Here is a 24,705-nt window from a genome sequence, read left to right on the forward strand (position 1 = left end):
GGCGGTGCTGGTCAGGCGGTGACGCGCTCGCCGCCGGTGGGCAGCCGTAGCAGCACCACCCCGTACATCCGGTCCGCCGGGCACAGGCCCCACTGCGCGGAGTCCTCCGAATGGGGGTGCTCTCCTCGCAGCACCAGCATGCCCGGCGGTACGCGGCCGGGTTGCTCACCCGGCACCCAAGCCGGCATCGGATCTCCCGCCGCTGCGACGACCCGTTTGACGTACCATCCGGCGGCTCCGGAGAGGTCGGCGGGGCCGTCCCACCCCGTGTCGCGGTCAGGACGCTGGACGACCACGATCCGGCCGGTCCGGGGCCGTCGGCGGTGGCGCAGCACCAGCAGTACGTCGCCGTGCCGCAGTGTCGGGGCCATGCTGCCGCCTCGTACGGTGACGGTGGACAGCAGCAGCCGGGCGGCCACCATGGTCCCGATCACCATCGCGGCCACGCCGGCCCAGCCCAGGGCGCTCACTCGGCGGCCACCGTGGTCGGGTCTTCCCGGTAGCCCTCCGCCTGGGTGTGGAAGAGGCGGGCGTAGATGCCGTCCGGGGACGCGATGAGGGAGGCGTGGTCGCCGCTCTCCACGATCCGGCCGTCCTGTACGACGATGATCCGGTCGGCCCGGCGGACGGCACTGAGCCGGTGGGAGACCAACACGCTGGTGGAGCCCGCCCGCAGCTCCCGTAGCCGGTCGTGGACCTCCTGCTCGGCCACCGCGTCGAGCCCCGAGCTGGGCTCGTCGAGGATCATCAGCTCGCGGCCCTGACGCATCAGCCCGCGGGCCAACGCCAGGCGCTGCCACTGCCCGCCGGAGAGGTGGACGCCACTCACCGGCGCGTCCTCCTCCTCGTCACCCGCGTGGAACACCCTGCTCAGCATCGTCCGGTACCCGGACGGCAGCCGCTCGACAGTCTCGTGTACCCCGGCGCGCTCGGCGGCGGCCCGGACCCTGCCGGGATCGTCGATCGCCGCCAGGTCCCCGAGTCCGATGTTCTCGGAGGCGGTGAGGTCGTAGTCCATGTAGTCCTGGAACACCGCCCCGATCCGCTGACGCAGCTGCGCCACCGGAACGTCGCGGATGTCCACCCCGTCCCACAGCACCGAGCCGCGCTGCGGATCGTAGAACCGGCAGAGCAGCTTGATGAGGGTGCTCTTGCCGGCGCCGTTGAGCCCGACCACGGCCAGGCTGGTGCCGTAGGGGATGGTCAGGCTCAGCCCGCGCAGCACCCACGGGAAGTCCTCGCCGTAGCGGAACCACACATCCTTCAGTTCGATCGCGTGGGCCAGCGGGGCGAGCTCCCGGGACCGCGTGGGCTCGACCAGGTCGTCCCGGACCCCGACCACCGTCAGATAGTGGTGGAAGACCAGAGCGGACCCGTGTCCCATGGCGATCCCCTGTACCAGGACACCGAGCCCGGACTGGAGTCCGGCCAGGGAGGCGATGAAGACCGACACGTCGCCGATGCTGATCGTCCTGGCGGCCGCGGCGTGCACGGCCCACACCAGCCCCCCGGCCGACAGCAGCGCCCCGAGAACGGCGAGGAACACCTGAACGCGCACCACGCCCCGCTCCAGCCGATCCTCGGCGCTGTTGGCCGCGCGCAGTTCGGTGAGCATCCGGCCCTTCAAGAAGGGCCCCAGCCCGAACAGGCGGACCTCCTTGGCGGCCTGCAGATCCGTCAGCAGCATCTGGTAGAAGAACTTGCGCCGCATGCCGGGGCTGGTGCGCCACACCAGCCCCGCTCGTCGCCGGCTCAACGCCAGATGGGCGATCATCGTGGGTACGGCGGCCACCAGCGCCACGCCCGCCATGACCGGGCTGATCATCACAAGGGTGCCCAGGAACCCGGCAATGCCCAGGACCCCCTGGACGGTCGACAGGCCCATCTGCACCAGCTGGTCCGGGGCGTGTTCCGCGGACTGCTGGGCCAGCCGCAGCCGGTCGTGAAAGCGCGGCTCCTCCAGGCGTGCCAGCCCGTTCATCCGGTTGACGGCGTCGAACAGCCGGTCCTGTGCGTACAGGCCGATGGCGCGCCGGGCACGTCCCTGCGCGTAGTTGGTGACGGCCGAGGTGGCGGCCAGCACGATGCCCAGGGCGCCGATGCCGGCCGCCATCCACACCAGCGCCCCGATGCGGGGGGCGGGGGCGACGATCTCGTCGAGTGCGACCTTGGTCAGCCAGGCGGTGCCCACCGGCGCCACGCCACCGGTCACCGCCATCACGCACTGGAGAACCAGCATGCCGGGGCAGGCGCGCCAGGCGAGCGCGTAGGCCGCGTACGTCCCGCGGATGACGGAGCTCATGGCACCAGGGGTTGCGCGGTTTCGCCCAGGCCCTGCAAGCCGATGCTGGTAGCGGTGGCGATCCCGTCGGGGTCGTAGTAGGCGAATCCTGGATAGAACCGAACCCCGAAGAGAGCACCGACCGGGGAGTCGAGGAATTCGGGCACCACATGGTCCACGAGGTCCACGAGCCGCGCGACCAGTTCGCTTTCGGCCGCGTCGACGCCGACCACCGTGGCCAGCACCAGGCCTCCCGCGTCACGTACCCGGCGGGCGCGCTCGCCGAACTCGGGCACACTGCTGTCGCAGGCCTCGCAGTCCAGCGACAGGAAGGCGATCAGCACCGGCCGACCGGCAAGCTCGTCGCGGGTGACCGTCGTGCCGTCGGCGGTGATCGCGGTGAAGCCGGGCATCCGGTCTCCGGGCGCGATGCCCAGCTCCGGGCTGTGGTGGTGGGCGTCCGGCGGGCCGCTCATCCGGGCCCGCCAGCGATGTACCAGGGCCAGGGTCAGTACGACGTTCAGCACGGTGACCGCAGCGACCAGAGCGAGTCCCGCGACGAGGTATTCCACGGATGTCCTTTCCGGCTCCGGCGCCGTCTCACCGGCCGGAGCTTTTGGCCGCGACCGGGGACTCGAAGAGCGCGGCGATGTCATCGACGGAGACGATCAAAGTGGTGAGCACGCTGGCCGCGACCACGGCCAGCACGATCCCCGGTATCTGGGCGGGAACGCCGTCGCCGGGGGACATCGCCACGAACGAGCCCAGACCCGCCACCGCGAGCAGCACGGCGTTGCGGGCGATGTGCCAGCCGCTCATGCGCACCTCACTGACGCCGAAGCAGGCGCACCGCATCCTCTTCCCGCGGGCTACGACGAGGATCGGGACGGCCGTCAGGCCGCAGCAGAACAGCGTCGCGGCGAGGAGACCGGTCGTCGCGGTGACCGGCAGGGCCAGCAGCAGGGCGATGAGCACCTCGGCGGCCGGGATCAGCACGGCCAGCGGGCGGTGCGACCGCGAGGGGATGAAGTCGAAGTCTTCGAGCGAGGCGGCGAAGGCACCTGAGGAGCGCAGCTTGGCCACTGCCGCGAGCGTCATCACCGCCGCCAGAGTGAGGCGGCAGGCGAACAATACGTACAGGAGAGGCTCCTTGGAGGGGTGGTGCGTGCCCGCGTACAGAAGCACGTCGGGCGCGGCGTGGCCGCCCTCGGCGAGAGCGGCCACGCCGCGCGTCAGGCACGCCGACAGCGGGCGGGCATCAGCAGTAGTTCATGCTGTAGCTGTACCAGGCGCCGCAGTGCTTCACGCAGGCGCCGTTGAGCGAGCAGGTGCGGCCGAAACACACGCCGCCCATGATCTTGTACTCCATCCACGACTCGGGGGTGCAACCGGCGTCGGCATTGGCCTTGGGCAGCAGCACTTCGACGGCACGGGTGAGCTTCTGGAACATGGCATCTCCTTTAGGTGGGTGGATCTGTTTCCGCATACGGGCCGTACGCCGCCGAGAAAGGGCTGAACGCGGTCCGCGCGGGCATTTGGGGGCCTTCGGGACGGGCTAAGGGGAGACCAGCTCGGTCCGCAGGGCGGCGACGCCCGCGCCCGCCGTGGTCACCACGCCGTCGGGGCCGTACCAGGCGTAGGTCGGGTAGTGCTTGACTCCGAACCGCTTCGACAGCTCGGCCGCCGAATCCTCGGCGATCACGATGTCCATCGCCTCGCTGAGCATCGCGGCCAGCTCGCTGTTCGCCGAGTCGTCTCCGTGGACGATCGCCAAGGAGGTCCCTCCGGCGGTCCGCAGCCGCTCCGCGTGTCCGGCGAAGAGGGGTACGGCCGCGACACAGGCACTGCAGGTGAGCGAGAAGAACCCGACCAGGGTCTCAGTCCCGAGCAGCGTGCGCTCGCTCACCGTGGTGCCGTCGAGGGCGCGGGTGGAGAAGCCGGGGATCCGATCGATCATCCGAACGTTGGATGCGCCTCCGCCCGTGGCCTCCAGCTCTCGCCATCGACGGAGCACGACCAGGAGGATCGCCAGATTCAGTGCGCTGACGACGCCGACCAGCCCGAGCCCCAGCCCGATCAATATCACCACATGCGGCCTCTCGTAGGACCTAACGGCACCGGTACGCATGTGCTCGCCGCCTGTCCTGCCGGCGAAAATCGCACCAATGGCTCCTGTCTTCGACAGGCGGCCATCTGGAGAAAGATCCAAACCTCGGCCGCCACATTTTGGCCATACGACTGCTACATGTCGGATGCGCTGAGCCAAGGGGCGAATGCGGGCTTGGTCCGGTCATCAGGCGTGGCCAGCGGATTCAAGGGTTGCCGAAGGTTCGCGGAAGGCAGGCCCCGCAAGCTGACGACCACACATCCCCCAATGGAGGTACGTCAGTGAAACAACGAATTCTCGGGCCGGCCGCCCTCCTGGTCTCGGTGGCGCTGCTGCTGACCGGATCGCCTGTCTCAGCCGCCGCCGAGGCCGGGTTACCGGATCCGCCGCCCGTTCAGACGCCGGCGGAGGCGCTGCAGCAGGATCTGACGCTGGTCGCCCAGGCCAAGGGCTGGACCCTGGCGCAGGCCAAGGCGGACCACCGAGCGGCGGAGACCATCGGTGAGCTCGCCGGCAAGGTCGCGCGCGAGCGGCCGGAGATCTTCATCGGCTCGGCCGTCAACCCGCAGCCCGGTGGGGCGCCGACGCTCTACGTCAAGGGACCCGCCGATGCGTTCGTCGACCGGCTGGTGGCCGGTGCGGGCATCGACGTCGTCGTCAAGGACGGGCAGCCGTACTCGTTCAGCGAACTGGAGGAGCGCCAGCTGGCCGTGCACAAGGCGCTGGTGGCCTACGGCTTCAAGTCCGTGGCCACCTCCGTCGACATCGCCGGGGCGGGGAGGATCCCGGCCGAGGTCACCAAGGAGGCGGGCGTCGACTCGCGGCCGGGCGCCGTGCTGGCCGCGCTGCCGCAGAATCTGCGCTCGTACGTCGATCTCGCCGTGAGTGACCAGCCTGTCACCAGCCTGGAGTACGGCTACGGCGGGGAACGCATGCGCGGTGCAGCCGTGGAGTGCACCAGCGGCTGGCCGATCCTCGCCAGCGGCGGCCTGCTGCCCGGCATCACCACCGCCGGCCACTGCGACGGCATCAACGAGATCGACTGGACCGCCGCCGGGCAGTCGTATCCGACCACGCCCCAGTTCCAGCACCGCCGGGCCTGGGGCGACATCGAGTACCACTTCGGCCCCACCATCCAGGCGGGGGTCTTCTACGCCAGCAGCACCGACGTGCGGGCCGCCACGTCGGTCGAGGCGGTGTCCAACATCTCCATCGGTGAGTCCGTTTGCCAGTACGGCCGCTCCTCCAACGTCCGGCACTGCAGCCCCGACGTCGACAGCGTCTCGGTGACCTGCACGTTCTCCCCCTTCCCTTACGCGACCGAGCGGTTGGTGGGAACCGACAACGACGTCGGCATCGGCGGCGACAGCGGCGGCGGCTGGTCCTTCGGCGACGTCGCCTACGGCTCGCACGTGGGCAACTGCGACAACGGCGAGGTGTTCAGCGCCGCCGACTACTACGACGAGGCGCTCGGCATCTCCGTATGGCTGGCGCCATGACCTCGGCGATCACCTGATTCCACCGGCCCTCGCGGCGCCCGCCGGCCGCGAGGGCTCCGGCATGGCGGCGGGTGGGCCGAGCCGCTGGAGCTTGGCGCGGACCACCTCGGCGTGCTGGTGTCCGAGCTGGTCGAGGATGCCGAACGCGTCCTGCCACGCGCGGCGGGCGGCATCGGGATCTCCGGCGTCATGGTGGGTGTCGCCGAGCGAGTGGAGCGCCCCGCCTTCGAAGGTCCTGGCCCCGAGCTCGCGGAACAGCCCCAGCGCCCGCTCGTAGCACGTGACGGCCTGGACGAAGCGGCCGAGGCGGCGGTGGATGTAGCCGAGACTGTCCCAGGTCGTCGCCTGCCCCTGCCGGTCGGCGATCTCCTCGTAGAGAGTCAGGGCCTGGCGGCAATGAACGAGGGCCTGCCGAGCCTCGCCCAGGTGGGCGCGGTGCCAGCCGATGGCGTTGAGCCCGGCGGCCTGCCCACGTCGGTTCTTCGCGGCGAGGAACAGTTCGTAGGCCTGCTCGTCATGCGGCAGCGCCTGCCGGTGGTCACCCTGCTGGGCGAACAGCCGGGCCACGCAGCGGTGCGCCTGGGCCTGCCCGATCTGGTCCCGGAGCTCGCGGAAGAGGTCCAGGGCCTGCTGGAGGTGGGCGCTCGCGTCGTCGTACCGGCGCAGGGAGATGTACGCGCGCGCGAGGCCGCAGTGGGCGTGAGCCTGTGCGGGACGGTCGGCCAGCCGCCGGGCGGCGTCCATGGCGGCGCGTTGCGTGGCGGCCTGGTCGTGCCAGAGCCCCCGGCGGTCGCAGAAGGTCATGAGCGCCCACGCCAGCCGGCAGACGTACATGTCGAACTCGGCGCCGGCCTCGTCGATGGCGGCCCGCAGCGCCGGATACTCCACGGTGAACCAGGCCAGCGCCACCCGGTGGTGGGTGACGTCCTCGGGGACGACCCCCGGCTGCGGCGGGGGCAGCGTGAGCGGATCGCGGTACGGGCTGAGCGCCTGGTCCGCCCGGTGCGCGGTGTGCAGGTAGTGGTCGAGCAGCCGCCGCAGCGCGGTCCTCCCGGTGTCCAGGCCGGCGGACAGTTCGGCCGCGTAGAGCAGGACCAGGTCATGCATCCGGTAGCGGTCCGGGACCGGCTCGTCCACCAGATGCGCGTCGGCGAGCTCGCGCAGGAGGGCGCGGGTCCGGGCGACGGGCAGGGCGGTGAGGCTGGCCGCGGCGGCGAGGCTGATCTCCGGTCCCGTCGTACGGCCCAGGAGGGCGAAGGCGTGCGCCGCGTCGGCGGTCAGGGCCCGGCGGGAACAGGACAGGACCGCGCGCAGGTTGACGGCGAGTTCGCCGCCGTCGAGGGCGTCCAGCCGGGTGGTGGCCTGCCGCAGCTCCCCGGCGAGCACGTCGAGGGGAAAATCGGGGTGTACGGCGGCGCGGGCGGCGATGACGCCGAGCGCCAGCGGCAGGCCCCCGCAGTGGCGGATCAGGGCGGTGACGGCCTGGGGTTCGGCCTCCGTCCGGCGGACGCCGAACTCGCCGGTGAGCAACTGGCGCGACTCGGTGTCGGTCAGGACGTCCAGGACCAGGGGCCGGGCGCCGTGGGCGGTGATCAGGCCGGTCAGCGTCCGGCGGCTGGTGACGAGGACGGCGCCGGTGGGGGTGGCGGGCAGCAGCGGCGTCACGTGGTTGGTGTCGCGGGCGTTGTCCAGCACGATCAGCATGCGCCGGCCGGCGGTCAGGCTTCGGTACATCGCGGCCTGCGCCTCGGGATCCGGCGGGATGGCGGCGGGTGGCACGCCGAGCGCGTCGAGGAAGGAGCGCACCGCGACCGCCGGGTGAACCGGATCGGCGGCCGGGTCGAACCCCTGGAGGTTGACGTACAGCTGCCCGTCGGGGAACCGTTCTGTGTTCTCGTGGGCCCACCGCAGGGCCAGCCAGGTCTTCCCGAGACCGCCGGCACCGCTGATCACCACGGTGCCGCCCGGGTCGTGCATGGCCTCGCTGAGCGCGGCGAGCTGGCGGGCCCGGCCGGTGAACGATCGCGGCGGCGCGGGCAGCAGGTGCGGAGTCACCGGTTGCGCGAACTGCCCGGCCGCCGCGGGAGCGGGCGCCGCCAAGGCCGGATCGGCGGTCAGGATCCGCAGGTGCAACTCCCGCAGCGCCTGGGCAGGGGACGCGCCCAGCTCCTCGGCGAGTTGCCGCCGCAGCCGGTCGTAGAAGTCGAGGGCGTCCCCCTGCCTGCCACAGCGGTAGAGGACGAGCATGAGCTGAGCGGCCACGCGTTCGTCCAGGGGGTGTGCTGCCGCGCGGGCGGTCAGCTCGGTCAGCAGCTCGGCATGCCTGCCGCGGGCGAGCGCGAGATCGTTACGGTCCAGCTCGGCGACCAGGTGCTCCATGGCGAGGCCATGGCGGATGCCGTTCAGCCACGGTGAGTCGAGTCCCGCCAGCGGTTCTCCGCGCCACAGCCCCAGAGCCCGGTCGAACAGGGCCAGCGCGGTCCCGCCCTCCTCCGCCGCGCGGGCCTCGGCGATCAACCGGCGGAACCGGAGCAGGTCCACGGCCATCGGGTCGACTGTGAGCACGTATCCGCCCGGGCGCCGGACGAGGCCGACGGCGTCCACGGCGGTCAGGGCCCGGCGCAGCCTGCACAGGTAGCCGTGGACGGCCGAGCGGGCGCGCTGCGGCGGCAGGTCGCCCCACACCCGGTCCAGGATCTGGTCGGCCGACACGGTGCGGTTGGCCTCGATCAGCAGCAGCGCCAGCACGCATCGCTGCCGGGCGTGGCCGAGCTCCACGAGCCGACCGCCGACCGCCGCCTCGACCTCGCCCAGCAGGCGGAACTCCACCACCGGCTCAACCATCGCCCGGATTCCACTTCATGGTCGCGGGAACGCCATCCCTGGTTCCCCTGACCATCCCTCCCGGGCCAGCATCACACTATGCTCATTTACCCGTCGGCTCGTGCTCCTTGACACAGCACATCACCGCCGAGAGTGGTACCGCCCCTCCTGGAGGGACCGGCCTGCGCGACCGACTCTCACGCCACCGCAACGCGGCCCGTTACTCGGCAACGACCCGAGCGGTGTCCTGGACCGACGGCACGATCTTCAAACGTCCTTCGTAACCGTCCAGCGGGCCGGCAGACACGGACAACCATCGTGCCGGCCCTTCATGACAGCTGCCCGCGAGCGTGCGCCGGCCGAGTCTCTTCGGGGACGGGGGACGATCGTAGATCATCGCGACACGCTGACGACCGCCACCGCCACCGCCACCGCCGCCACCGGCACCGCGCGTCGGGTTCGGTGGCTCAGGCCTGTCGGGGGGAGCGGATCAACAGGGTGGCCAGTGCTTCGTCCGGGCCGACAGTGCTGTAGATGTGCGGGACGTCGGCCTGCCAGGAGATGTGCTCGCCCGGCGCGGCCAGCAGGGGCGCGTCGGCCGGGCCGGCGCGCAGCACGCCCGCGTAGACTGTGATGTGTTCGGTCACGCCGGGGGCGTGGGGTGGCGAGTGTTGCACGATGCCGGGGCGGACGCGCATGCGCAGCAACTCGAACGTCGCGGTCGGCTCCTCGAAGACCTCCAGCAGCGTGGCCGTCACGGCGGCGCCGGGCACGCGGACGGCCTCCGCGGGCGGTGCGCCGGGCTCCAGAACCAGGGCCGTCAACGGCACGCCCAAGGCTCCTGCCACCGCGTAGAGCGTCTCCAGCGTCGGGTTGCGGGTGCCCAGTTCCAGGCCGGACAGGGTGGCCTTGCCGATGCCGGCGCTGCGGGCCAGCGCCGACAGGGAGATGCCGCGGGCCTCGCGCAATCGCCGCAGCCGACTCCCGATATCCGTCTCACGGCCGTCCACCCGGCAATCCTTGCATTCCGTTGCCGGGCTTGTCCCGCGGTGGCCGTCTGGCTATGGTTCGTTCCGTAAACGGAACGATTGGGAGTCTGGCGAACACTGAGGAGTGGACGTGCGGGTGCAGGCCGTCATGGCGGGGCTGGTCAGCGCGGTGGTCGGCTACGCCAGTTCGTTCACCGTGGTGCTCGCCGGGCTGCGCGCCGTCGGGGCGACGCCGGGGCAGGCCGCGTCCGGGCTGCTCGCCCTGTGCTGCGGCATCGGGGCAGCGGCGATCTTCCTCGGGCTGCGGTACCGCATGCCGATCAGCGTCGCCTGGTCCACCCCCGGTGCGGCGCTGCTGGTGGCGACGGGTCCCGTGCCCGGCGGCTTCCCCGCCGCGGTCGGCGCGTTCATCGTCTGCGCCGGGCTCATCGTCCTCGCCGGCCTGTCGCCCTGGCCGGCCCGGGCGGTAGCCGCCATCCCGCGTCCGATCGCCGGTGCCATGCTGGCGGGCGTCATCCTCAGCCTGTGCACCGCACCGGTCCGCGCCGTCGTCGACATCCCGCTGCTGGCCGTGCCCGTCGTCCTGACCTGGGCGGTGTTACAGCGGTACCTGCGGCAGTGGGCCGTTCCCGGCGCGCTCGTCGTGGCGGTCATCGCCATCGCGGTGCACGGACCCGGCACCGGCCTGTCCGGCGCGGCGCTGCGCCCCGCGGTCGAGCTGACCACCCCGACGCTGAACCCGTCCGTAGTGGTGAGCATCGCCATCCCGCTGTTCCTCGTCACCATGGCCGCGCAGAACGTCCCCGGCATGGCGGTCATGGCGACATACGGGTACAAGCCGCCCCTGCGCCCGGTCCTCGTCGCGACCGGCCTGGCGAGCGCGGCGGCAGCGCCGTTCGGCGGTCACGCCGTCAACCTGGCCGCGATCACCGCGGCGCTGACCGCCGGCCCGGACACCCACCCCGACCCCGGCCGCCGATGGATCGCGACGGTGGCCCTCGGCGCCGGACAACTGACGCTCGGCCTCGGCGCCGGCCTCGCCATGGCTCTGGTGCTGCTGTCCCCACCCGTACTGGTCACCGCGGTGGCCGGCCTGGCGTTGCTGTCGGCACTCGGCTCGTCGCTGGCCGGCGCGGTAACCGAGCCCGAGGGCCGGGAGGCCGCGGTGGTCACTTTCGTGGTCACCGCGTCGGGGATGACGATCCTGAGCATCGGCGCCGCGTTCTGGGGCCTGGTAGCGGGCAGCCTGACCGCACTCCTGCTGCACAAGCGACCACCGTCGAAACAGCAACCGTCATCCCCTTCGGAAGCCGATGCGGAACGTCCCGAGGACCGGGCGGCCGGCATACCGGCTGATCAGTCGTCGTAGTGGAAGCGGTGGTGCCCGCCAAGGCGGCCGAGCACCCGCTTTAGGAGTCAGGCGAGCGTCCCCTATGTTTTCCCAGGTCAGACGGATAGGGCGGGAGCCAGCAGAGCGAGGTTACGCACGTATTTGGCACAGCCAACCTGTTCGGGCTGTTGCTGCCTCATAGGCAGTCAACTTGGGTTGTCCAAACTGGAACCGTCCTGTGCGTGCGGGACCATGCGATCATCGCGCCGACCCGGAGCGGCAAGATGAGGCCATCCCCGCGTGCGCGGGGAGCACATCTCCTGGCACATGCGGGATCAGCTCGACAAGGGACCATCCCCGCGTGCGCGCGGGGAGCACATCGGCCTGCGCCAGGACATCACGTTCAAGGTGGGACCATCCCCGCGTGCGCGGGGAGCACAGGGTGGAGGGGACGCGCCCTAGGCCCAGCGGGGGACCATCCCCGCGTGCGCGGGGAGGACGGGAGAACTCCGGCATAGAACGCCTGCTTCGCGGGACCATCCCCGCGTGCGCGGGGAGCACGTCGCTCCGCGATCCCCTTTGAAGATCTACATGGGACCATCCCCGCGTGCGCGGGGAGCACTCTCTTTGACCTGCGTGTTTAGCGGCGAAAGGGGCCGTTCTGAAGCACTTTCGTGGAATCGGACATTGCGGACTCCCGTGATGGCTTGCGGAAGCGTGATGATCACGCGTGGTTGGTGGAGGGGCTCAGCAAGAGTGTTGCATGCCGTCAGCCGTGCGCACGTATTTGGCACGATCATCCGCAAGCGATCACCCACAGCCGCACACCGCCGGACACATCAAAAAGCCCTCGACCGACGTTTCCGCTGGTCAAGGGCGCTTTGCTGCTGGTCGAACCTGGTGCCCCCGGCAGGATTCGAACCTGCGGCACCCGCTTTAGGAGAGCGGAGGTTGCACAGCTGGGATACACCCTCTGAGCTCGGCAGATGCCTCGCGCGGCGTGCGCCACCCCAAAGATCATCCCGCGCATGTCCCTAAGCGGCACGCGCTCGGACGGTCCCGCGGCGGGCTGACAACCATGCTGCACTTGCTCATCGAAGCTTGCGGGCTGCCGCTGACGCTGCACCTGACCGCCGGCAACATTGGACTGCACCGCGCCTTCAGGCGGTGCTGGCCAAGCTCCGGCTGCGCCGACCGGTTGGCGGCCGTCGCCCTGCTAGGAACTCGACCCGACCTCATGGCTCGTGGCAACGTCCGCTCGTGCCGCGATTAATGCATAGCGCGACGGGTGGGCGTCACGTGCTGGGATCACTGGCGGTGGAGATGGCTCTCCGATACAGATTGGGCAGGCCACCGACGTCATCGAGGGCCTTGCGCAGGCGGACCTGGGAATCGAGGAACCAGTCAAGATAGGCGTCCCAGTCGCTGGTCTGTTCGATGTTTCCAGGGCTGTAGTCAGCGATCCGGCAAGCGATTCTGTCGGGTAGCGGTTCGTAGATCAGGGGCCCACCGTAGGAAGTTTCGAGGGGAGCTTTGACGGCGAGCAGCGCAGCTAGTGCGCGCTCGTTGACGGTGGCCTCACCGCCGAGATAGAGCTCGCTGCGCAGCCCTTGTCTCGAGAAGGAGACGGTGAAGTAGAAGCCGGTCACGCCCGCCGACAACTCGAACCAGTTCTGCGCCGGAGGCTTGCGTGCCCTGGTCCACCCTGGCTGTTGGGAGCGTGTCCGGTCGATAAAGCGCGCCCAGAACTGCTGGTAGGCGAGGCTGCGGCCGGTCGCGTTGGGCAAGCTTGCCTGTTTAACTTGCTTGCCCCAGTCGTTGGGCTGCACAACGACTCGAAACATCGGGGCTGGCGGGGAGTCACCGACGCGGACCAGGCGGATCTCGACGCCGAAGAACCGTGTGTTCTTGTCGGTTCTGGTGTTGAGCCACTCCAGCGCTGCACGGTGCTCGTCGCGGAACAACGTGGCCAGCCAAACCACGTTGGTGGGGGCAGTACCGCCGGCATACGTCAGAAGTTGGCCTAGGTGAGTGTGATCGGTCGGCGTGAGCTGGTTCTCAACGATGACCCTCTCATTGGTAGCCTCATCCACGCCGATTAAGTCGAGCAGGAATCCTCCCACCGGGTGCTCAGCAGCCTCCAGCACCAGATCCATCCCCAGCTCCTCACCGAGAACGTCAGCGCTCTCCAGCAGCCAGGGCGTGAAGTCGCGTGCCTCGTGTCGCCACACCTCGCGTAAGTCTACCGGCGTTAGCCGACTCAAGTCTGGTCGACCGCTCCGGACCACCTTCTCGCTATCGGTCATGGTCGAAGCGTAACCTCGCGACTCTGCTTTGTGACTGCCGTACGGCTCGCGAGAATGTGCCGTGGGGTCTCAATCGCCGTCTCTCCCGCCGCAAACTCGCTGTAGGAGAGTGGTGGTTGCACGACTGGCTTACGTGCTCTGGCCTGCGGAGATGCCGCGCACCGCCTATACCACGTGAAAGATCATCCCGCGCATGTCCCTGCACCCGTTGAAGCTGGCCTCAACTTTCCTTAGTGGCAATCAAGCCGGATGGCAGGCTCACAGATGGTGAGGACCAGAAGGCGCACGGCAGCCCGCGGACTCGGACCAAGAGGGCGTCCAGCAGTTCGTCAGCCCACATCGCGGTGTCCGTGTGCTCAATCTCCTTGTAGTCGAGTAGCGGTCGCCGACGCAAGCGACTGTCGCGCGTTCAGACCGTCGCCCTTCTCCACCGCCGTAGAAGAGCCAGCACGGCAACTGCCGCAACTGTCATCCAGACCTTGCCGAGAATCTGCCCTGGGAGGTACTCGTAGGAGTTGAAGGCCAGCTTCAGGAACAAGAGACTGTCGCACAGGATGCCTACCGCATTCGAGGCGACCATGGCGATCAGCAATCCTTGCTGGCGAAGTGGTTCGTAGACAGCGAAGTCCGCTAGTTCGGCGACGGCGAAGGCTACGGCTGATGCCACAGCGAGGTCAGGGTCGGCCAGTACATATGAGATGACGATGCCAGCCGCTATAGCTCCCAAGACGGCAAGACGGCCTGCAGTTTCTCGGCAGAGATCTCGAAGTACGAGTGCCAATCCCACCATGTAGACGCCGGCGGGCGCGAGGTAACCGAAGCCTACGGGGACCGCCCCGAAGTGGGTCACTGCAAGGTTGGCGGCAGGGATCGTAGCGATGTACGCGAGGAGGACGGCGCTGCCAGCGGTGACGGAAGCCTTCACGTGTCTACTCTCTGATCAAAACGGTCTGTCTTGCCCAGGCGGATGCCGGCAGGGCGAGGGTCCTGACAGTACAGCGCAAAGCACCGACAACTGTACGGGTCCCTTGATTGCCGGAAGATCCTCCGCTTGGTCGGATACATCGTATGATCTTGGCTTCTGACGGGGCAGTATCTCCTGCAAGGTGACCTGCGGTCCCTGGCCATGATCTTCGTGGTGCCGCGGTCGAGAGAGAGGAAACTGCTGCCTCGTGATCGGTGGCTGGTCTACAGTTTCTTCAATCAATTTGTGTCGCAATAGGGCTCATTTTCTCGGCAACATCTAGCCTGGCATGTGGTGATCGGGTGCGGGCTCGCTCGCGGGACAGTTACGAGAGCGATGTGCCTGCATCTCCGCGGGTAGCGGCCAGGTTGGCAGATGCATCTTTCGGTAACTACGCTGCCTCATGAGGTTGCTGAGGTGTAAGTTTCGGTGAAACCACGATGACGGAGGGTGATCGGATGGCTGCGAACAGGCCGAGGGCTGTTGTGCTCTTGAGCGGCGGTCTCGACTCGACGACGGTCCTCGCGATCGCCCAGCATGAGGGTTATGAGACGTACGCCCTTAGCTTCCGTTATGGGCAGCGCCATACGGAGGAACTCGAGGCGGCCAAGAAGATCGCAGCGGAGTTGGGCGCCGCGCAACATGTGATCATCGACATCAACCTCACGGTCTTCGGGGGATCCGCACTCACCGATGAGGCGCTCGATGTCCCGCATCACGACAGTGTCGACGAGTTGGGCGCCGAGATTCCGATCACCTACGTTCCGGCCCGCAACACCATCTTCCTCTCCTTCGCGCTTGCCTGGGCGGAGACTCTTGGCTCATCCCATGTCTTCATAGGGGTCAACGCCCTCGACTACAGCGGATACCCAGACTGCAGGCCCGAGTACATCGAGGCTTACGAACGCATGGCCAACCTCGCAACGAAGGCTGGCGTTGAAGGTACTCAGAAGCTGAAGATTCACACTCCGCTGATCAACCTGACCAAGGCACAGACGATTCAGCGTGGCCTCGACCTGGGCGTCGACTACTCCTTGACCCACAGTTGCTACGACCCGATCGACGGGCGTGCATGTGAGACTTGCGACTCCTGCCTTCTCCGTGGGCGAGGCTTCGCCGAGTTGGGGCTAGTCGACCCATCCTTCACATCCATGAAGGCTTGATCCGAGCGTGTATCGGATCAAGGAGATCTTCTACACACTCCAAGGCGAGGGGAGCCACGCAGGAAGGCCCTCCGTGTTCTGCCGGTTCACCAGTTGCAACTTGTGGACAGGCAGAGAAAGAGATCGACACCGCGCGATCTGCAAGTTCTGTGATACGGATTTTGTCGGCACCGACGGCCCGGGAGGCGGACGCTTCGCAACGGCTGCCGATCTCGCTGCCGCTGTTGCCAAGACCTGGGCAGGTGACCGGCATCCCCGCAGTCGACCCTACGTGGTGTGCACAGGTGGAGAGCCCCTTCTCCAGCTTGATGCCGAAGCTGTGAACGCCCTTCATTCTGAGGGGTTTGAGGTGGCCGTTGAAACCAACGGCACTCGAGCAGCCCCTGAAGGGATCGACTGGATCTGCGTCAGCCCGAAAGCAGGCACTGATCTCGTCCTGACGTCAGGGCATGACTTGAAGCTGGTGTATCCCCAAGTCGGCGCCGAGCCGGAGCTCTTCGAAGACCTCGACTTCGATCGGTTCTTGCTTCAGCCGATGGATGGCGAGGACCTGGTCGCCAACACCAAAGCTGCCATCGACTACTGCCTCGACCATCCGCACTGGCAGTTGAGTGTCCAGACTCACAAGTTCTTGGGAATCCGTTGATCGAGATCTTTCGTGAATTCACGTTCGAAGCAGCCCACAGGCTGCCGAACGTACCTGATGGCCACAAGTGCGCCAGGCTTCACGGACACAGTTATCGCGTCGAAGTGCACATCCGCGGTGAGCTAGACCCCGTCACTGGGTGGTTGATGGACTTCGGTGAGATCAAGAAGGCATTCAAGCCGCTACTGGACCGACTCGATCATTACTACCTGAACGAGATCGCAGGGCTGGAGAACCCCACCAGCGAAGTCCTCGCTAAGTGGATCTGGGACCGATTGGTTAGCTCGTTGCCTCTGTCGGCGATTCACGTCCGAGAGACATGCACTTCCGGATGCATCTACCGAGGGGAGGACTGATGCTCGCCGATGTACAGGCGGCACCTGACAGCCGTGGCATAGCACTGGATGAAGTCGGAATCGAAGGCATCCGGTACCCCGTCCTCGTAGCTGATGGCGAGGGCGCCAAGCGTGAGACTGTGGCCACGGCTACGATGTCGGTGACGCTTGGCCCTGAAGTCAAGGGCGCTCATCTGAGCCGATTCATTGAAGTACTGCACGATGCTCGCGAGCAACTGACCCCCTCTACGGCGATAGGCATAGCCAACGACTTGCGACAGCACATGGGGACCTCCAGTGCGCGCGTCCACCTAGCCTTCCCCTACTTCCTCGAGCGTGAAGCACCCGTTACACGGTCACGCGCCTTCGTCGAATACACCTGTGCCGTGACTGCGAACAGCAGTGTGGCTGATACTCAGTTGGTGTTGAGTGTCGAAGTACCGGTCACCAGTGTGTGCCCCTGCAGCAAAGCCATCAGCGATCGTGGTGCGCACAATCAGCGCGGGCACATCACGATCGAGGTCAAGCCGTCCCATCATGCGACCGACCTCTGGTTTGACGAATTGATAGACGTTGCCGAGGGCGCAGCTTCGTCACCGGTCTACGCCCTGCTCAAGCGTCCGGACGAGCGTCATGTGACCATGGCTGGCTATGACAACCCGGTCTTCGTCGAAGACATGGTTCGTAATGTCTGCCAGGTCCTGTCGGTTTCTGACCGCATCACCGCCTATCGCGTGCGCGCCGTCAACGACGAGAGCATTCACAACCATGCGGCATATGCGGCGGTCTCTTGGACCTCGCCGAACGGCGCGTAGCGCCATGGTCGACAATGTTGGCCGAAACGGCCAAGCCGTGCATGTCGTGGTGACGTGCACTAACCGCAAGCGAGTCCCCGTTCCTGAACACCTCCATGTGCGCAGCTTGAAGGCCAAGGGAGCGGTTGGGCGTAGCGACGAATGGATCAAGCGCCTATCAGGCGCAGGAACTCCAGTCGCCGCGAGCAGTATGTATGCGGGCGAGCACTGGCTTATCGCGCGTGACTTAGCAGAGGTAGTTGGCCAGGAGGCAACCCTGTGGGTGTGCTCTGCAGGGTATGGATTGATTCCTGTAGATGCGCCTATAGCCCCGTATGCGGCTACGTTCGCCTTCGGGCATGAGGACTCGGTGGCCCCCGACGCTGACGGTACTCGCCAGTGGTGGAAGCTCCTCTCACGGTGGGTCGGGCCGCGTCGTGGGCAGCCACGCTCCTTCGCCGGATTGGCCAGTCTCTATCCGGATGCAGCGATCGTGGCCGTTCTCTCGGATCCCTATCTCCGCGCATGTGCCGACGACCTGAGAGCAGCTGGTTCGAGGCTATCTAACAGCGACAACCTCTCGGTCATCGGGCCTGCGGGACGCTGTGCAGAGATCGATGATCTGGTGGTTCCTGTCACGGCGACCCTCAGGTCGGTCGTCGGTGGGAGCCTCCTTTCGCTGAACGCCCGGGCGGCGATGCATGTGCTGAAGGAATCGCGTCTGCGTGGAGACGCCGTGCAGCGCCCGCTACTGGCCAAGCTCATGAGCAACACCCTCGCAGCTGCGCCGGAGGTCCCTCAAAAGCCGGCCGGAATTCGGATGACAGACGAAGAAGTCCGTACCTTCATCCGGAAGCGATTGGAATATGGACCTTCATCGGCCACACCTCTACTGCGCGAACTGCGGAGTTCGGGACTCTCCTGTGAGCAGGCCCGTTTCAGGGATCTGTTTCGTGAAGAGCAGCGTGCTTCGAGAGGTGATTGGCAATGACGACACTACAGAGGTCGGGCGCAATCGAAGTCCGTGCCCTTCGCATTATTCAGGCGAAGGACTATCCGCTATTCGTGTTCATGCTACGTGCGGATCAGATTCTGGAGTTCGCTGACATCTCGAGAGTGAGCAGGGATGAGGCAGGGAAGCTGATCGGTTACCAGCGTCCGCAGGTGAAGAAGCACATCCACGAGATCGTCCAATACCTGGATAGCGACCTGCCAATCTTTCCAAACCCGATCATCATGGCGCTGTCTTCGCGGGTGCACTTCAGAAGCACTCGTGGTGGAAACAGGCATCCAGACGATGGTGTCTCGGACACAGGCAGACTCGTTGTTCCCCTCTCGGAGGAGGGGAAGCCCAAGCCGGCTTGGATCGTCGACGGTCAGCAACGGGCCTTGGCGCTCTCGCAAGCACGCCGCCGGGACTTCCCAACGCCGATCATTGCCTTCATCGCGGACACGGTAAATCTGCAGAGGGATCAGTTCGTTCGGATCAACAACACCAAACCGCTCCCTCGTGGACTTGTGACTGAACTCCTTCCCGAGGTCGACAGCCCGCTTCCACCGCGGCTCGCCATCAGAAAGGCCCCGTCGCAACTGTGTGACATCCTGCATTCGGACAAAAACTCGCCGTTCCACGGCCTCATAAAGCGTACCTCCACTGGCGGCGCCAAGCAGTCCGGTGCAGTGGTTACCGACACCGGAATCGTGGACATGATTCAGGAGAGTCTCACATCCCCTTCAGGCGCCCTCTACCCTTATCGCGACATCGGCCGAGGAGAGACCGACTTCGACGGGATCATCCAGGCGCTCTTCATCTATTGGGCGGCGGTTCGAGAAACCTTTCCGGACGCCTGGGGCAAGCCCCCGGAGAAAAGCCGTCTCATGCACGGTGCCGGCATCAGGGCAATGGGCCGTCTCATGGATCGCATTCTAGGCACCGTCGACCCCATGCGTAGTGACGCGCCTGAAACAGTGAGAAAGCATTTGGAACTTCTCGCTCCGCACTGCAGATGGACATCCGGGGTTTGGGAAGAGATAGGGCACCGCTGGAACGAGATCGAGAATGTGAGCAAGCATGTTCACGAGCTCTCCAACTATCTGATTCGCGTCTATCAGATCGCGCGCAGGAGTCTCGTATGAAGTTCTACTTTCCGGACAGTCAAGACCAGGTGAGTCCGACATTCAACTTTGTTACCGAGGAGCACTCGCCGTATCGCGTGCGGCAGCGCGATGACAAGTATGCGCACGAGATCCTTAAACCATTGCCCTACGACGGTCTTCTTGTCAGTAAGGCAATTGTAGATGGTTCCGTGAAGGGAGCCGGAAAATATTCGATGCCGCAGCGGGAGCGGCTCTACCGGCTAGGTGTTTCCAGATACTTCAGACTTCCCGAGGACATCGTGACTCTGGGGGACTGTGGCGCTTTCAACTACGTCGACGAAGAACTTCCCCCATATACGATCGACGAGGTTCTCGACTTCTACGAGCGCTGCGGTTTTCACGCCGGAATCAGTATCGACCACGTGATCTTCGGTTATGACCCGAAAGTCTCGGACGAAGAAGCGAACCCAGCCTGGAAGAAGCGACGTGAAATCTCCCTGCAGTACGCCGGTGACTTCTATGAGGCTGTTGGACGCAGAGGAGATAAGATCGTACCCGTTGGCGCCGCTCAGGGATGGAGTCCCGCCAGTTACGCGGATAGCGTCCGACGTCTCCAGGAAATCGGCTATCAGCGTATCGCCCTCGGAGGCATGGTTCCTCTGAAGACGGCGGACATCCTTGCTTGCCTGAAAGAAATCGATCAGTTGCGTCTGTCCAGGACAGAGTTGCATCTTTTGGGGATCACCAGGGTGGCATCGATGGAAGAATTCGCGCTCCATGGCGTCACCAGTTTCGACAGTACCTCGCCGTTCCGGCAGTCATTCATGGACGATCGCAACAACTACCACACGGAGACCGTGGCATATACTGCTATTCGTGTTCCTCAGGTCGACGGAAATCCCGCTCTCAAACGGCGAATCCTGGCAGGCGAGGTATTGCAGGGGAAGGCCAAGGCTGCAGAGCGGGAATGCCTGAAGCGCTTGCGTGCTTATGACGAGGGATCCGAAACCGTAGATAGAGTAATCGAGATTCTTGAAGAGTACGAGCAGTTGGTGGAGCCGGAAGAAAAGAAGAGCAGGATTCCGGCCTATCGAGTTACTCTTGAAGCTAAGCCTTGGAAGTCATGCAAGTGCACGATCTGCGCGGCGCGTGGTATCGAGATAGCTATCTTTCGTGGATCTGAACGGAACAAGAGCCGCGGGTTCCATAATCTGTCAGTGTTCGCCACTAAGATGCACCACATCAAGCACCCCCTTGAACAGGAGAACTGATGGCCGATCGCCAGATCCTTCGTCTCCCAGCGTTGGAGGTCCGGCAGGGATCGCGCCGTATATATTGCTTCGCCGTCGACGGCAAGAGGCTGCACGAGTTCGCGGCGGTTTCCCGCATACGCCGTGATGCGAAGGACCAACTCCAGGGATACCAGCGGCCCGAGGTCGCGAGCCATATCCGGGCCATCCAGCGCTATCTGGAGTCCGAGAACCCGATGTTGCCGAACGCGCTAGTGCTCGCCTTCGACAGCCGTGTTCGCTTCGAAGCCAGCGTCACGAGCCTCGAAGTCGGTTACTCGGTGCCCGGGGAACTGGTCGTCCCCATGGACGAGACCCTAGAGGATGACGAGAAGCCGGCATGGGTGGTAGACGGCCAGCAGCGAAGTGCTGCTATACGGGATGCCGACATCGGAGAGTTTCCTGTCGCGGCCGTCGGTTTCATAGCGGACAACGATGCCGAGCAGCGCGCTCAGTTCATTCTCGTCAACAACACCAAGCCCCTTCCTAAGGGCTTGATCCACGAGCTTCTGCCGGACACGAACACACACCTGCCCCCCGCATATGCTCGTCGCCAACTTCCCGCGGCTCTGATGACCCGCCTCAATGGGGCGTTCAATAAGCCGTTCTATCGATCCATCGCTACGCCCACATCGCCCGATGGCTACATCAAGGACAACAGCATCCTCCGGATGATCGAGCACAGTCTGTATCAGGGTGCTCTCTACCAGTATCGCGACCCCAATGACGGTGCTGGCGATGTCGATCAGATGCTCGCCCATCTGAACACCTACTGGGGTTTGGTACGCGAGACGTTCCCCGAGGCGTGGGCCCAACCGCCCAGACTCTCGCGACTTACCCACGGCGTGGGAATCCAGGCGATGGGCTTCATCATGGACCATCTCACGGAGGATCTGGCCCCACATGAGATCGCAAGTGCCGTCAACGACGCACTGAAGCGAATCGAGGCAGGCGCTGCCTGGACGGGCGGCTCCTGGAGATTCGGCACAAGCGAGGCCCGCAAGTGGAACAGCTTCCAGAACACACCTAACGACGTGCGCTTGCTCACGGACGGTTTGCTTTACCTGATCAACCAGGAAGCTCTCTTCTGACATGGTTCCGGCTGCGGTTCGGCCCTCAACGGCCCTTTGAGCACCGTTGCAGTCCCTCAACGGCGGCTCGCAGCAGTGATGCGGAACCAGACCCGTCCGCTGTCACGATCATGCTGCCATCACTGGCGTTCTCCCGAATGGCCCCGGTGGCGGCATGCTTCGCGCACCGAGTGGCCAGCACGATGATGTCAGCGTTGCGGGAACTTTGACGCAACTGATCGCTGTTGACGCGGTGGGCGCTTCTCATCACCTTCACATTTGGTGCCAACGGCTTTGGGTGCGGCTCTTCCTCAGTGAGAGTCTGAGCTGGGCTTTTGTGGTCATGACTGGTTGATTGGGGTGCCGCCTTCTACCGTGGGTGCAGGCGTGTAAGGCGGTGGTGACGGTGGGTTCGTTGCTGGAGGAACTGGCGCGGCGTGAGGCAGTGGCCCGGCAGCGGATCGAGGAGATCCGGGAGCAGATCATCGCTTTGGAGTCACGGTTGGAGGCGGAGCAGGGCCGGTTGTCACGGCTGGTGATCACGCGGGAGACCGTGGAGGAGATCTTGGGCGAGGCTGCCCAGCTGGTCGACGAGCCCGCAGGTGCCGCCGAGGTCGTCGATGTGGCCGACCTGGTCGCATCGGTGCAGGCGGGGCCGTCGGCACTTGGTGTGGTGACGGTGCCGCCGTGGCAGCCGGGCCTGACGGTGGCGGTGTTGCCGCGCGCGTACCGGGACGCGGTGGAGATCATGGTTGATGCCGGGAGGGCGTTGCGGGCCGGGCAGATCGCGGTGGCGATGGGGCTGCCGGATGAGGCCGCCAAGCGGGAAGGGCTGCGGTCCAAGCTCAAGCGGCTGGTGGAACGCGGGTGGGCGCGGGAAGAGGGACCGGGGCTGTTCACGGTGACCGAATCGGTGGCGCGCGAGGTGGCCGGGCAGGTCGACGGAGGGTGAGTCGACGGCATCGCTGCGTCGTCTACCTCGTCACCGGGCAGGTGATTGTGGCGGGGCTCTTCCGTCGTCAGGTTCGAAGGTGCCAACCAAATCGTCCCTGAACGAAGGAAGAGCCCTGTGCAGGCACCGTACGACACAGACGTCACCGCTGACGTCTTTGCGGAGGCGAAGAACACCTTCAACTGTCTGATCGGACAGCTCACCGCTGCGGCAGCCGCGTCGCTGACGCATGATCAGCTGGAGGACACGATCGTCGAGCAGGGGCGTGAGCTGCAACGCCAGCTGCTGCAGGCGCATCTTGACCTGCGAGCATTACGGGAGCGCCAGCAGGTGCACCGCGCCCGCCATGACGGGGCGGCCCTGATGGTGAACGGGGCCGACGGCGTGGTGCGAGGGCGGGTGGAGATGGGGCATCACCGCTTGCTGGCCACCGTGGTCGGAACGGTGAGGGTCACCCGATGCGCCTGGCGCGCCCCGAACGCCTGCAACCTCTATCCGGCGGACGCGGTGCTGTCGTTGCCGGCGGTGCGGCACTCGGCCGGACTGGCGAGACTGGCGGTGATCGAAGCGGTGCGCGGCTCGTTCGACACCGCCCACGCGGCAATCACCGCACGCTGCGGCCAGGTGATCGGCAAACGGCAGATCGAGCAGCTCGTGGCCCAGGCCGCGGCCGACGTCGACGCCTTCTACGCCGCGCAGACTCTGCTGCCGTGCACGTCGTGCACGGTGCTGGCACTCAGCGTGGACGCCAAGGGCATCGCGATGCGCCCCGAGGCGCTGCGGCCCGCAACCGCCAAGGCCGCCGCCCGCGCCAGAGCGACCTTCCGCACCCGGCTGGCGTCTGGGGAGAAACCGGCCCGCAAAAGAATGGCCACCCTCGGCGTGGTCTACGACGCCGAACCCGCACCCCGGCGCCCCCACGATGTGATCGCCGTCCCCAGCGGACGCGGCGGCCAGCGCCGGCCGCGGCCCAGGCCACGCGCGGAGCGCAAGTGGCTGTGCGGCTCCATCATCACCGACCCCGGTACTGTGATCGCCAAGGTCTTCGACCACGCCGAAGCCCGCGATCCCACGCATGCCCGTCCCTGGGTCGTGCTCGTCGACGGAGCCCGGCACCAGCTCGATCTGATCAACGCCGAGGCCGCCCGCCGCGGCATCGGCGTGCACATCGTCATCGACTTCGTCCATGTGATCGAAAAGTTGTGGGCTGCGGCCTGGAGCCTGCACCCGCCCGCCGCCCCGGCCGCCGAGGCCTGGGTCGCCACCCACGCCCTGGCACTGCTGGCCGGGCACACCAACCAGGTCATCACCGCTTTGACCGCCCAAGCCACCGCCTTACCCGCCCGGCGCCGCGACGGCATCGACGCCTGCATCCGCTACCTGACCAACAACGCCGGACACCTGCGCTACGACCAAGCGCTTCAGGAGGGATGGCCGATCGCGACCGGCGTGATCGAAGGCGCCTGCCGCCACCTGATCGCCGACAGATTCGACCTGGCCGGAGCCAGATGGGGCCTAGCCGGAGCCGAAGCGGTGCTGAAACTCCGCGCGCTGACCGCCAACGGGCATCTCGACGCTTACTGGCACTACCACCTCGCCCGGCAACACGAGCGTGTCCACCAGACCAGCTACCAGGACGGATATGCCCTCACCGCTTGATCGCTCCCGGCACTGAGAGCGAGCCACACGCAAATCCTTTGAGGTGTAGTCGAGCGCCGACTACGTTGATCCGACATGGGTCGAAGCCGTCCTCCCCGCCGTCTTGTCGTCGGATCGCTCACCTACCACTGGAGAGCAGGTCACCGTCACGAGCACTACCAGGACGAGGCAGATCTCCCACGATACGACGACTGCCAGGAGGTCCTGACTCTCCGGCAGGTGGGGGCTCCGGGCCAGTTGGTCATCGTCTTCCATGGAGGGCCCGGCCGTCTGGTCAACGACGGCATGTTCCTCCACAACGGCGGAGTGCTACGAACCAGCGACCGCGCCTACCTCAACCTGCACCGCCCAGGGGTCGCCCGTGCCTTGCTGGACGAAGCCCTGGAGCGCGGCCACAACTT

Annotated in this window: 23 protein-coding genes, 1 tRNA gene, 1 pseudogene and 1 CRISPR repeat array; of the genes and pseudogenes, 14 read left to right on the forward strand and 11 right to left on the reverse strand. The window is 66.3% G+C overall.

Annotated features, from left to right (window positions below):
* Positions 1-11: 11 nt before the first annotated feature.
* The 6 genes from ABZS69_RS26755 to ABZS69_RS26780 form a co-directional block, all read right to left on the reverse strand.
* Positions 12-470, reverse strand: a complete 459-nt coding sequence (locus ABZS69_RS26755) for a S24/S26 family peptidase (protein ID WP_355377289.1) — start codon at positions 468-470, stop codon at positions 12-14.
* Positions 467-2,302, reverse strand: a complete 1,836-nt coding sequence (locus tag ABZS69_RS26760; RefSeq protein WP_355377291.1) for an ABC transporter ATP-binding protein — start codon at positions 2,300-2,302, stop codon at positions 467-469. Before ABZS69_RS26760 ends, ABZS69_RS26755 begins: the two co-directional genes overlap by 4 nt.
* Positions 2,299-2,853 carry a redoxin domain-containing protein gene (locus ABZS69_RS26765; RefSeq protein ID WP_355377293.1) on the reverse strand — a complete coding sequence of 185 codons (555 nt, stop codon included), beginning with the start codon at positions 2,851-2,853 and terminating at the stop codon, positions 2,299-2,301. Before ABZS69_RS26765 ends, ABZS69_RS26760 begins: the two co-directional genes overlap by 4 nt.
* A gap of 28 nt (positions 2,854-2,881) precedes the next feature.
* Complete coding sequence (locus tag ABZS69_RS26770; RefSeq protein WP_355377295.1) at positions 2,882-3,505, reverse strand: MauE/DoxX family redox-associated membrane protein; 624 nt, start codon at positions 3,503-3,505, stop codon at positions 2,882-2,884.
* A 34-nt stretch (positions 3,506-3,539) separates the two neighbouring features.
* Positions 3,540-3,731 carry a hypothetical protein gene (locus ABZS69_RS26775; RefSeq protein ID WP_355377297.1) on the reverse strand — a complete coding sequence of 64 codons (192 nt, stop codon included), beginning with the start codon at positions 3,729-3,731 and terminating at the stop codon, positions 3,540-3,542.
* A gap of 105 nt (positions 3,732-3,836) precedes the next feature.
* Positions 3,837-4,370 (reverse strand): TlpA disulfide reductase family protein, encoded by a 534-nt coding sequence (locus ABZS69_RS26780; protein ID WP_355377299.1) that lies wholly within the window; start codon positions 4,368-4,370, stop codon positions 3,837-3,839.
* Between the two features lie 299 nt (positions 4,371-4,669).
* On the opposite strand from ABZS69_RS26780, the gene ABZS69_RS26785 reads away from it, so the two are divergent.
* Positions 4,670-5,887: a hypothetical protein gene (locus tag ABZS69_RS26785; protein ID WP_355377301.1), complete on the forward strand. Its 1,218-nt coding sequence runs from the start codon at positions 4,670-4,672 to the stop codon at positions 5,885-5,887.
* A gap of 9 nt (positions 5,888-5,896) precedes the next feature.
* On the opposite strand, the gene ABZS69_RS26790 is transcribed toward ABZS69_RS26785, so the two are convergent.
* Positions 5,897-8,731: a BTAD domain-containing putative transcriptional regulator gene (locus tag ABZS69_RS26790; protein ID WP_355377303.1), complete on the reverse strand. Its 2,835-nt coding sequence runs from the start codon at positions 8,729-8,731 to the stop codon at positions 5,897-5,899.
* A 446-nt stretch (positions 8,732-9,177) separates the two neighbouring features.
* Entirely contained in the window at positions 9,178-9,720 is a 543-nt protein-coding gene (locus ABZS69_RS26795) for an XRE family transcriptional regulator (protein ID WP_355377305.1), read from the reverse strand.
* 109 nt (positions 9,721-9,829) lie between these two features.
* Here ABZS69_RS26795 and ABZS69_RS26800 point away from each other — a divergent pair, with 109 nt between their 5' ends.
* Positions 9,830-11,068: a benzoate/H(+) symporter BenE family transporter gene (locus ABZS69_RS26800; protein ID WP_355377307.1), complete on the forward strand. Its 1,239-nt coding sequence runs from the start codon at positions 9,830-9,832 to the stop codon at positions 11,066-11,068.
* A gap of 247 nt (positions 11,069-11,315) precedes the next feature.
* Positions 11,316-11,648: a CRISPR direct-repeat array (repeat unit 26 nt; unit sequence GGGACCATCCCCGCGTGCGCGGGGAG).
* A 279-nt stretch (positions 11,649-11,927) separates the two neighbouring features.
* On the opposite strand, the gene ABZS69_RS26805 is transcribed toward ABZS69_RS26800, so the two are convergent.
* Positions 11,928-12,001: transfer RNA gene (locus ABZS69_RS26805), tRNA-Arg, on the reverse strand.
* Positions 12,002-12,068: 67 nt separating this feature from the next.
* On the opposite strand from ABZS69_RS26805, the pseudogene ABZS69_RS26810 reads away from it, so the two are divergent.
* Positions 12,069-12,167: pseudogene (locus ABZS69_RS26810) on the forward strand (IS5/IS1182 family transposase); the annotation flags it as partial.
* A gap of 157 nt (positions 12,168-12,324) precedes the next feature.
* Here ABZS69_RS26810 and ABZS69_RS26815 read toward each other — a convergent pair.
* On the reverse strand, positions 12,325-13,185 hold the full coding sequence (locus ABZS69_RS26815) for a DUF4268 domain-containing protein (RefSeq protein WP_355377309.1): 861 nt from the start codon (positions 13,183-13,185) through the stop codon (positions 12,325-12,327).
* Between the two features lie 559 nt (positions 13,186-13,744).
* On the reverse strand, positions 13,745-14,260 hold the full coding sequence (locus tag ABZS69_RS26820) for a VUT family protein (protein ID WP_355377311.1): 516 nt from the start codon (positions 14,258-14,260) through the stop codon (positions 13,745-13,747).
* A gap of 497 nt (positions 14,261-14,757) precedes the next feature.
* Here ABZS69_RS26820 and queC point away from each other — a divergent pair, with 497 nt between their 5' ends.
* The 11 genes from queC to ABZS69_RS26875 all read left to right on the forward strand — a co-directional run.
* Positions 14,758-15,462: a 7-cyano-7-deazaguanine synthase QueC gene (gene queC / locus ABZS69_RS26825; RefSeq protein WP_355377313.1), complete on the forward strand. Its 705-nt coding sequence runs from the start codon at positions 14,758-14,760 to the stop codon at positions 15,460-15,462.
* 7 nt (positions 15,463-15,469) lie between these two features.
* Positions 15,470-16,108: a 7-carboxy-7-deazaguanine synthase gene (gene queE, locus ABZS69_RS26830; protein ID WP_355377315.1), complete on the forward strand. Its 639-nt coding sequence runs from the start codon at positions 15,470-15,472 to the stop codon at positions 16,106-16,108.
* Positions 16,108-16,464: a 6-carboxytetrahydropterin synthase QueD gene (queD, locus tag ABZS69_RS26835; RefSeq protein ID WP_355377344.1), complete on the forward strand. Its 357-nt coding sequence runs from the start codon at positions 16,108-16,110 to the stop codon at positions 16,462-16,464. Before queE ends, queD begins: the two co-directional genes overlap by 1 nt.
* A complete protein-coding gene (folE2, locus tag ABZS69_RS26840; protein ID WP_355377317.1) occupies positions 16,464-17,258 on the forward strand; it encodes a GTP cyclohydrolase FolE2 in 795 nt (264 codons plus the stop codon). Before queD ends, folE2 begins: the two co-directional genes overlap by 1 nt.
* 472 nt (positions 17,259-17,730) lie before the next feature.
* Complete coding sequence (locus ABZS69_RS26845; RefSeq protein WP_355377319.1) at positions 17,731-18,228, forward strand: hypothetical protein; 498 nt, start codon at positions 17,731-17,733, stop codon at positions 18,226-18,228.
* Positions 18,225-19,373, forward strand: a complete 1,149-nt coding sequence (dbpB, locus tag ABZS69_RS26850) for a DGQHR domain-containing protein DpdB (RefSeq protein WP_355377321.1) — start codon at positions 18,225-18,227, stop codon at positions 19,371-19,373. Before ABZS69_RS26845 ends, dbpB (ABZS69_RS26850) begins: the two co-directional genes overlap by 4 nt.
* On the forward strand, positions 19,370-20,605 hold the full coding sequence (dpdA, locus tag ABZS69_RS26855; RefSeq protein WP_355377323.1) for a tRNA-guanine transglycosylase DpdA: 1,236 nt from the start codon (positions 19,370-19,372) through the stop codon (positions 20,603-20,605). The genes dbpB (ABZS69_RS26850) and dpdA overlap by 4 nt, the downstream gene beginning before the upstream one ends.
* On the forward strand, positions 20,605-21,714 hold the full coding sequence (gene dbpB, locus ABZS69_RS26860; protein WP_355377325.1) for a DGQHR domain-containing protein DpdB: 1,110 nt from the start codon (positions 20,605-20,607) through the stop codon (positions 21,712-21,714). Before dpdA ends, dbpB (ABZS69_RS26860) begins: the two co-directional genes overlap by 1 nt.
* A 385-nt stretch (positions 21,715-22,099) precedes the next feature.
* Positions 22,100-22,645: a hypothetical protein gene (locus tag ABZS69_RS26865; RefSeq protein WP_355377327.1), complete on the forward strand. Its 546-nt coding sequence runs from the start codon at positions 22,100-22,102 to the stop codon at positions 22,643-22,645.
* A 117-nt stretch (positions 22,646-22,762) separates the two neighbouring features.
* The gene (locus ABZS69_RS26870) at positions 22,763-24,304 is read left to right on the forward strand and encodes an ISKra4 family transposase (RefSeq protein WP_355377328.1); all 1,542 of its coding nucleotides are present in this window, start codon (positions 22,763-22,765) and stop codon (positions 24,302-24,304) included.
* Between the two features lie 219 nt (positions 24,305-24,523).
* Positions 24,524-24,705: hypothetical protein (locus ABZS69_RS26875; protein WP_355377329.1), on the forward strand; the 182-nt coding region annotated here is incomplete at its 3' end.

The organism is Nonomuraea sp. NPDC005650, assembly GCF_040605375.1.
Classification (GTDB): Bacteria; Actinomycetota; Actinomycetes; order Streptosporangiales; family Streptosporangiaceae; genus Nonomuraea.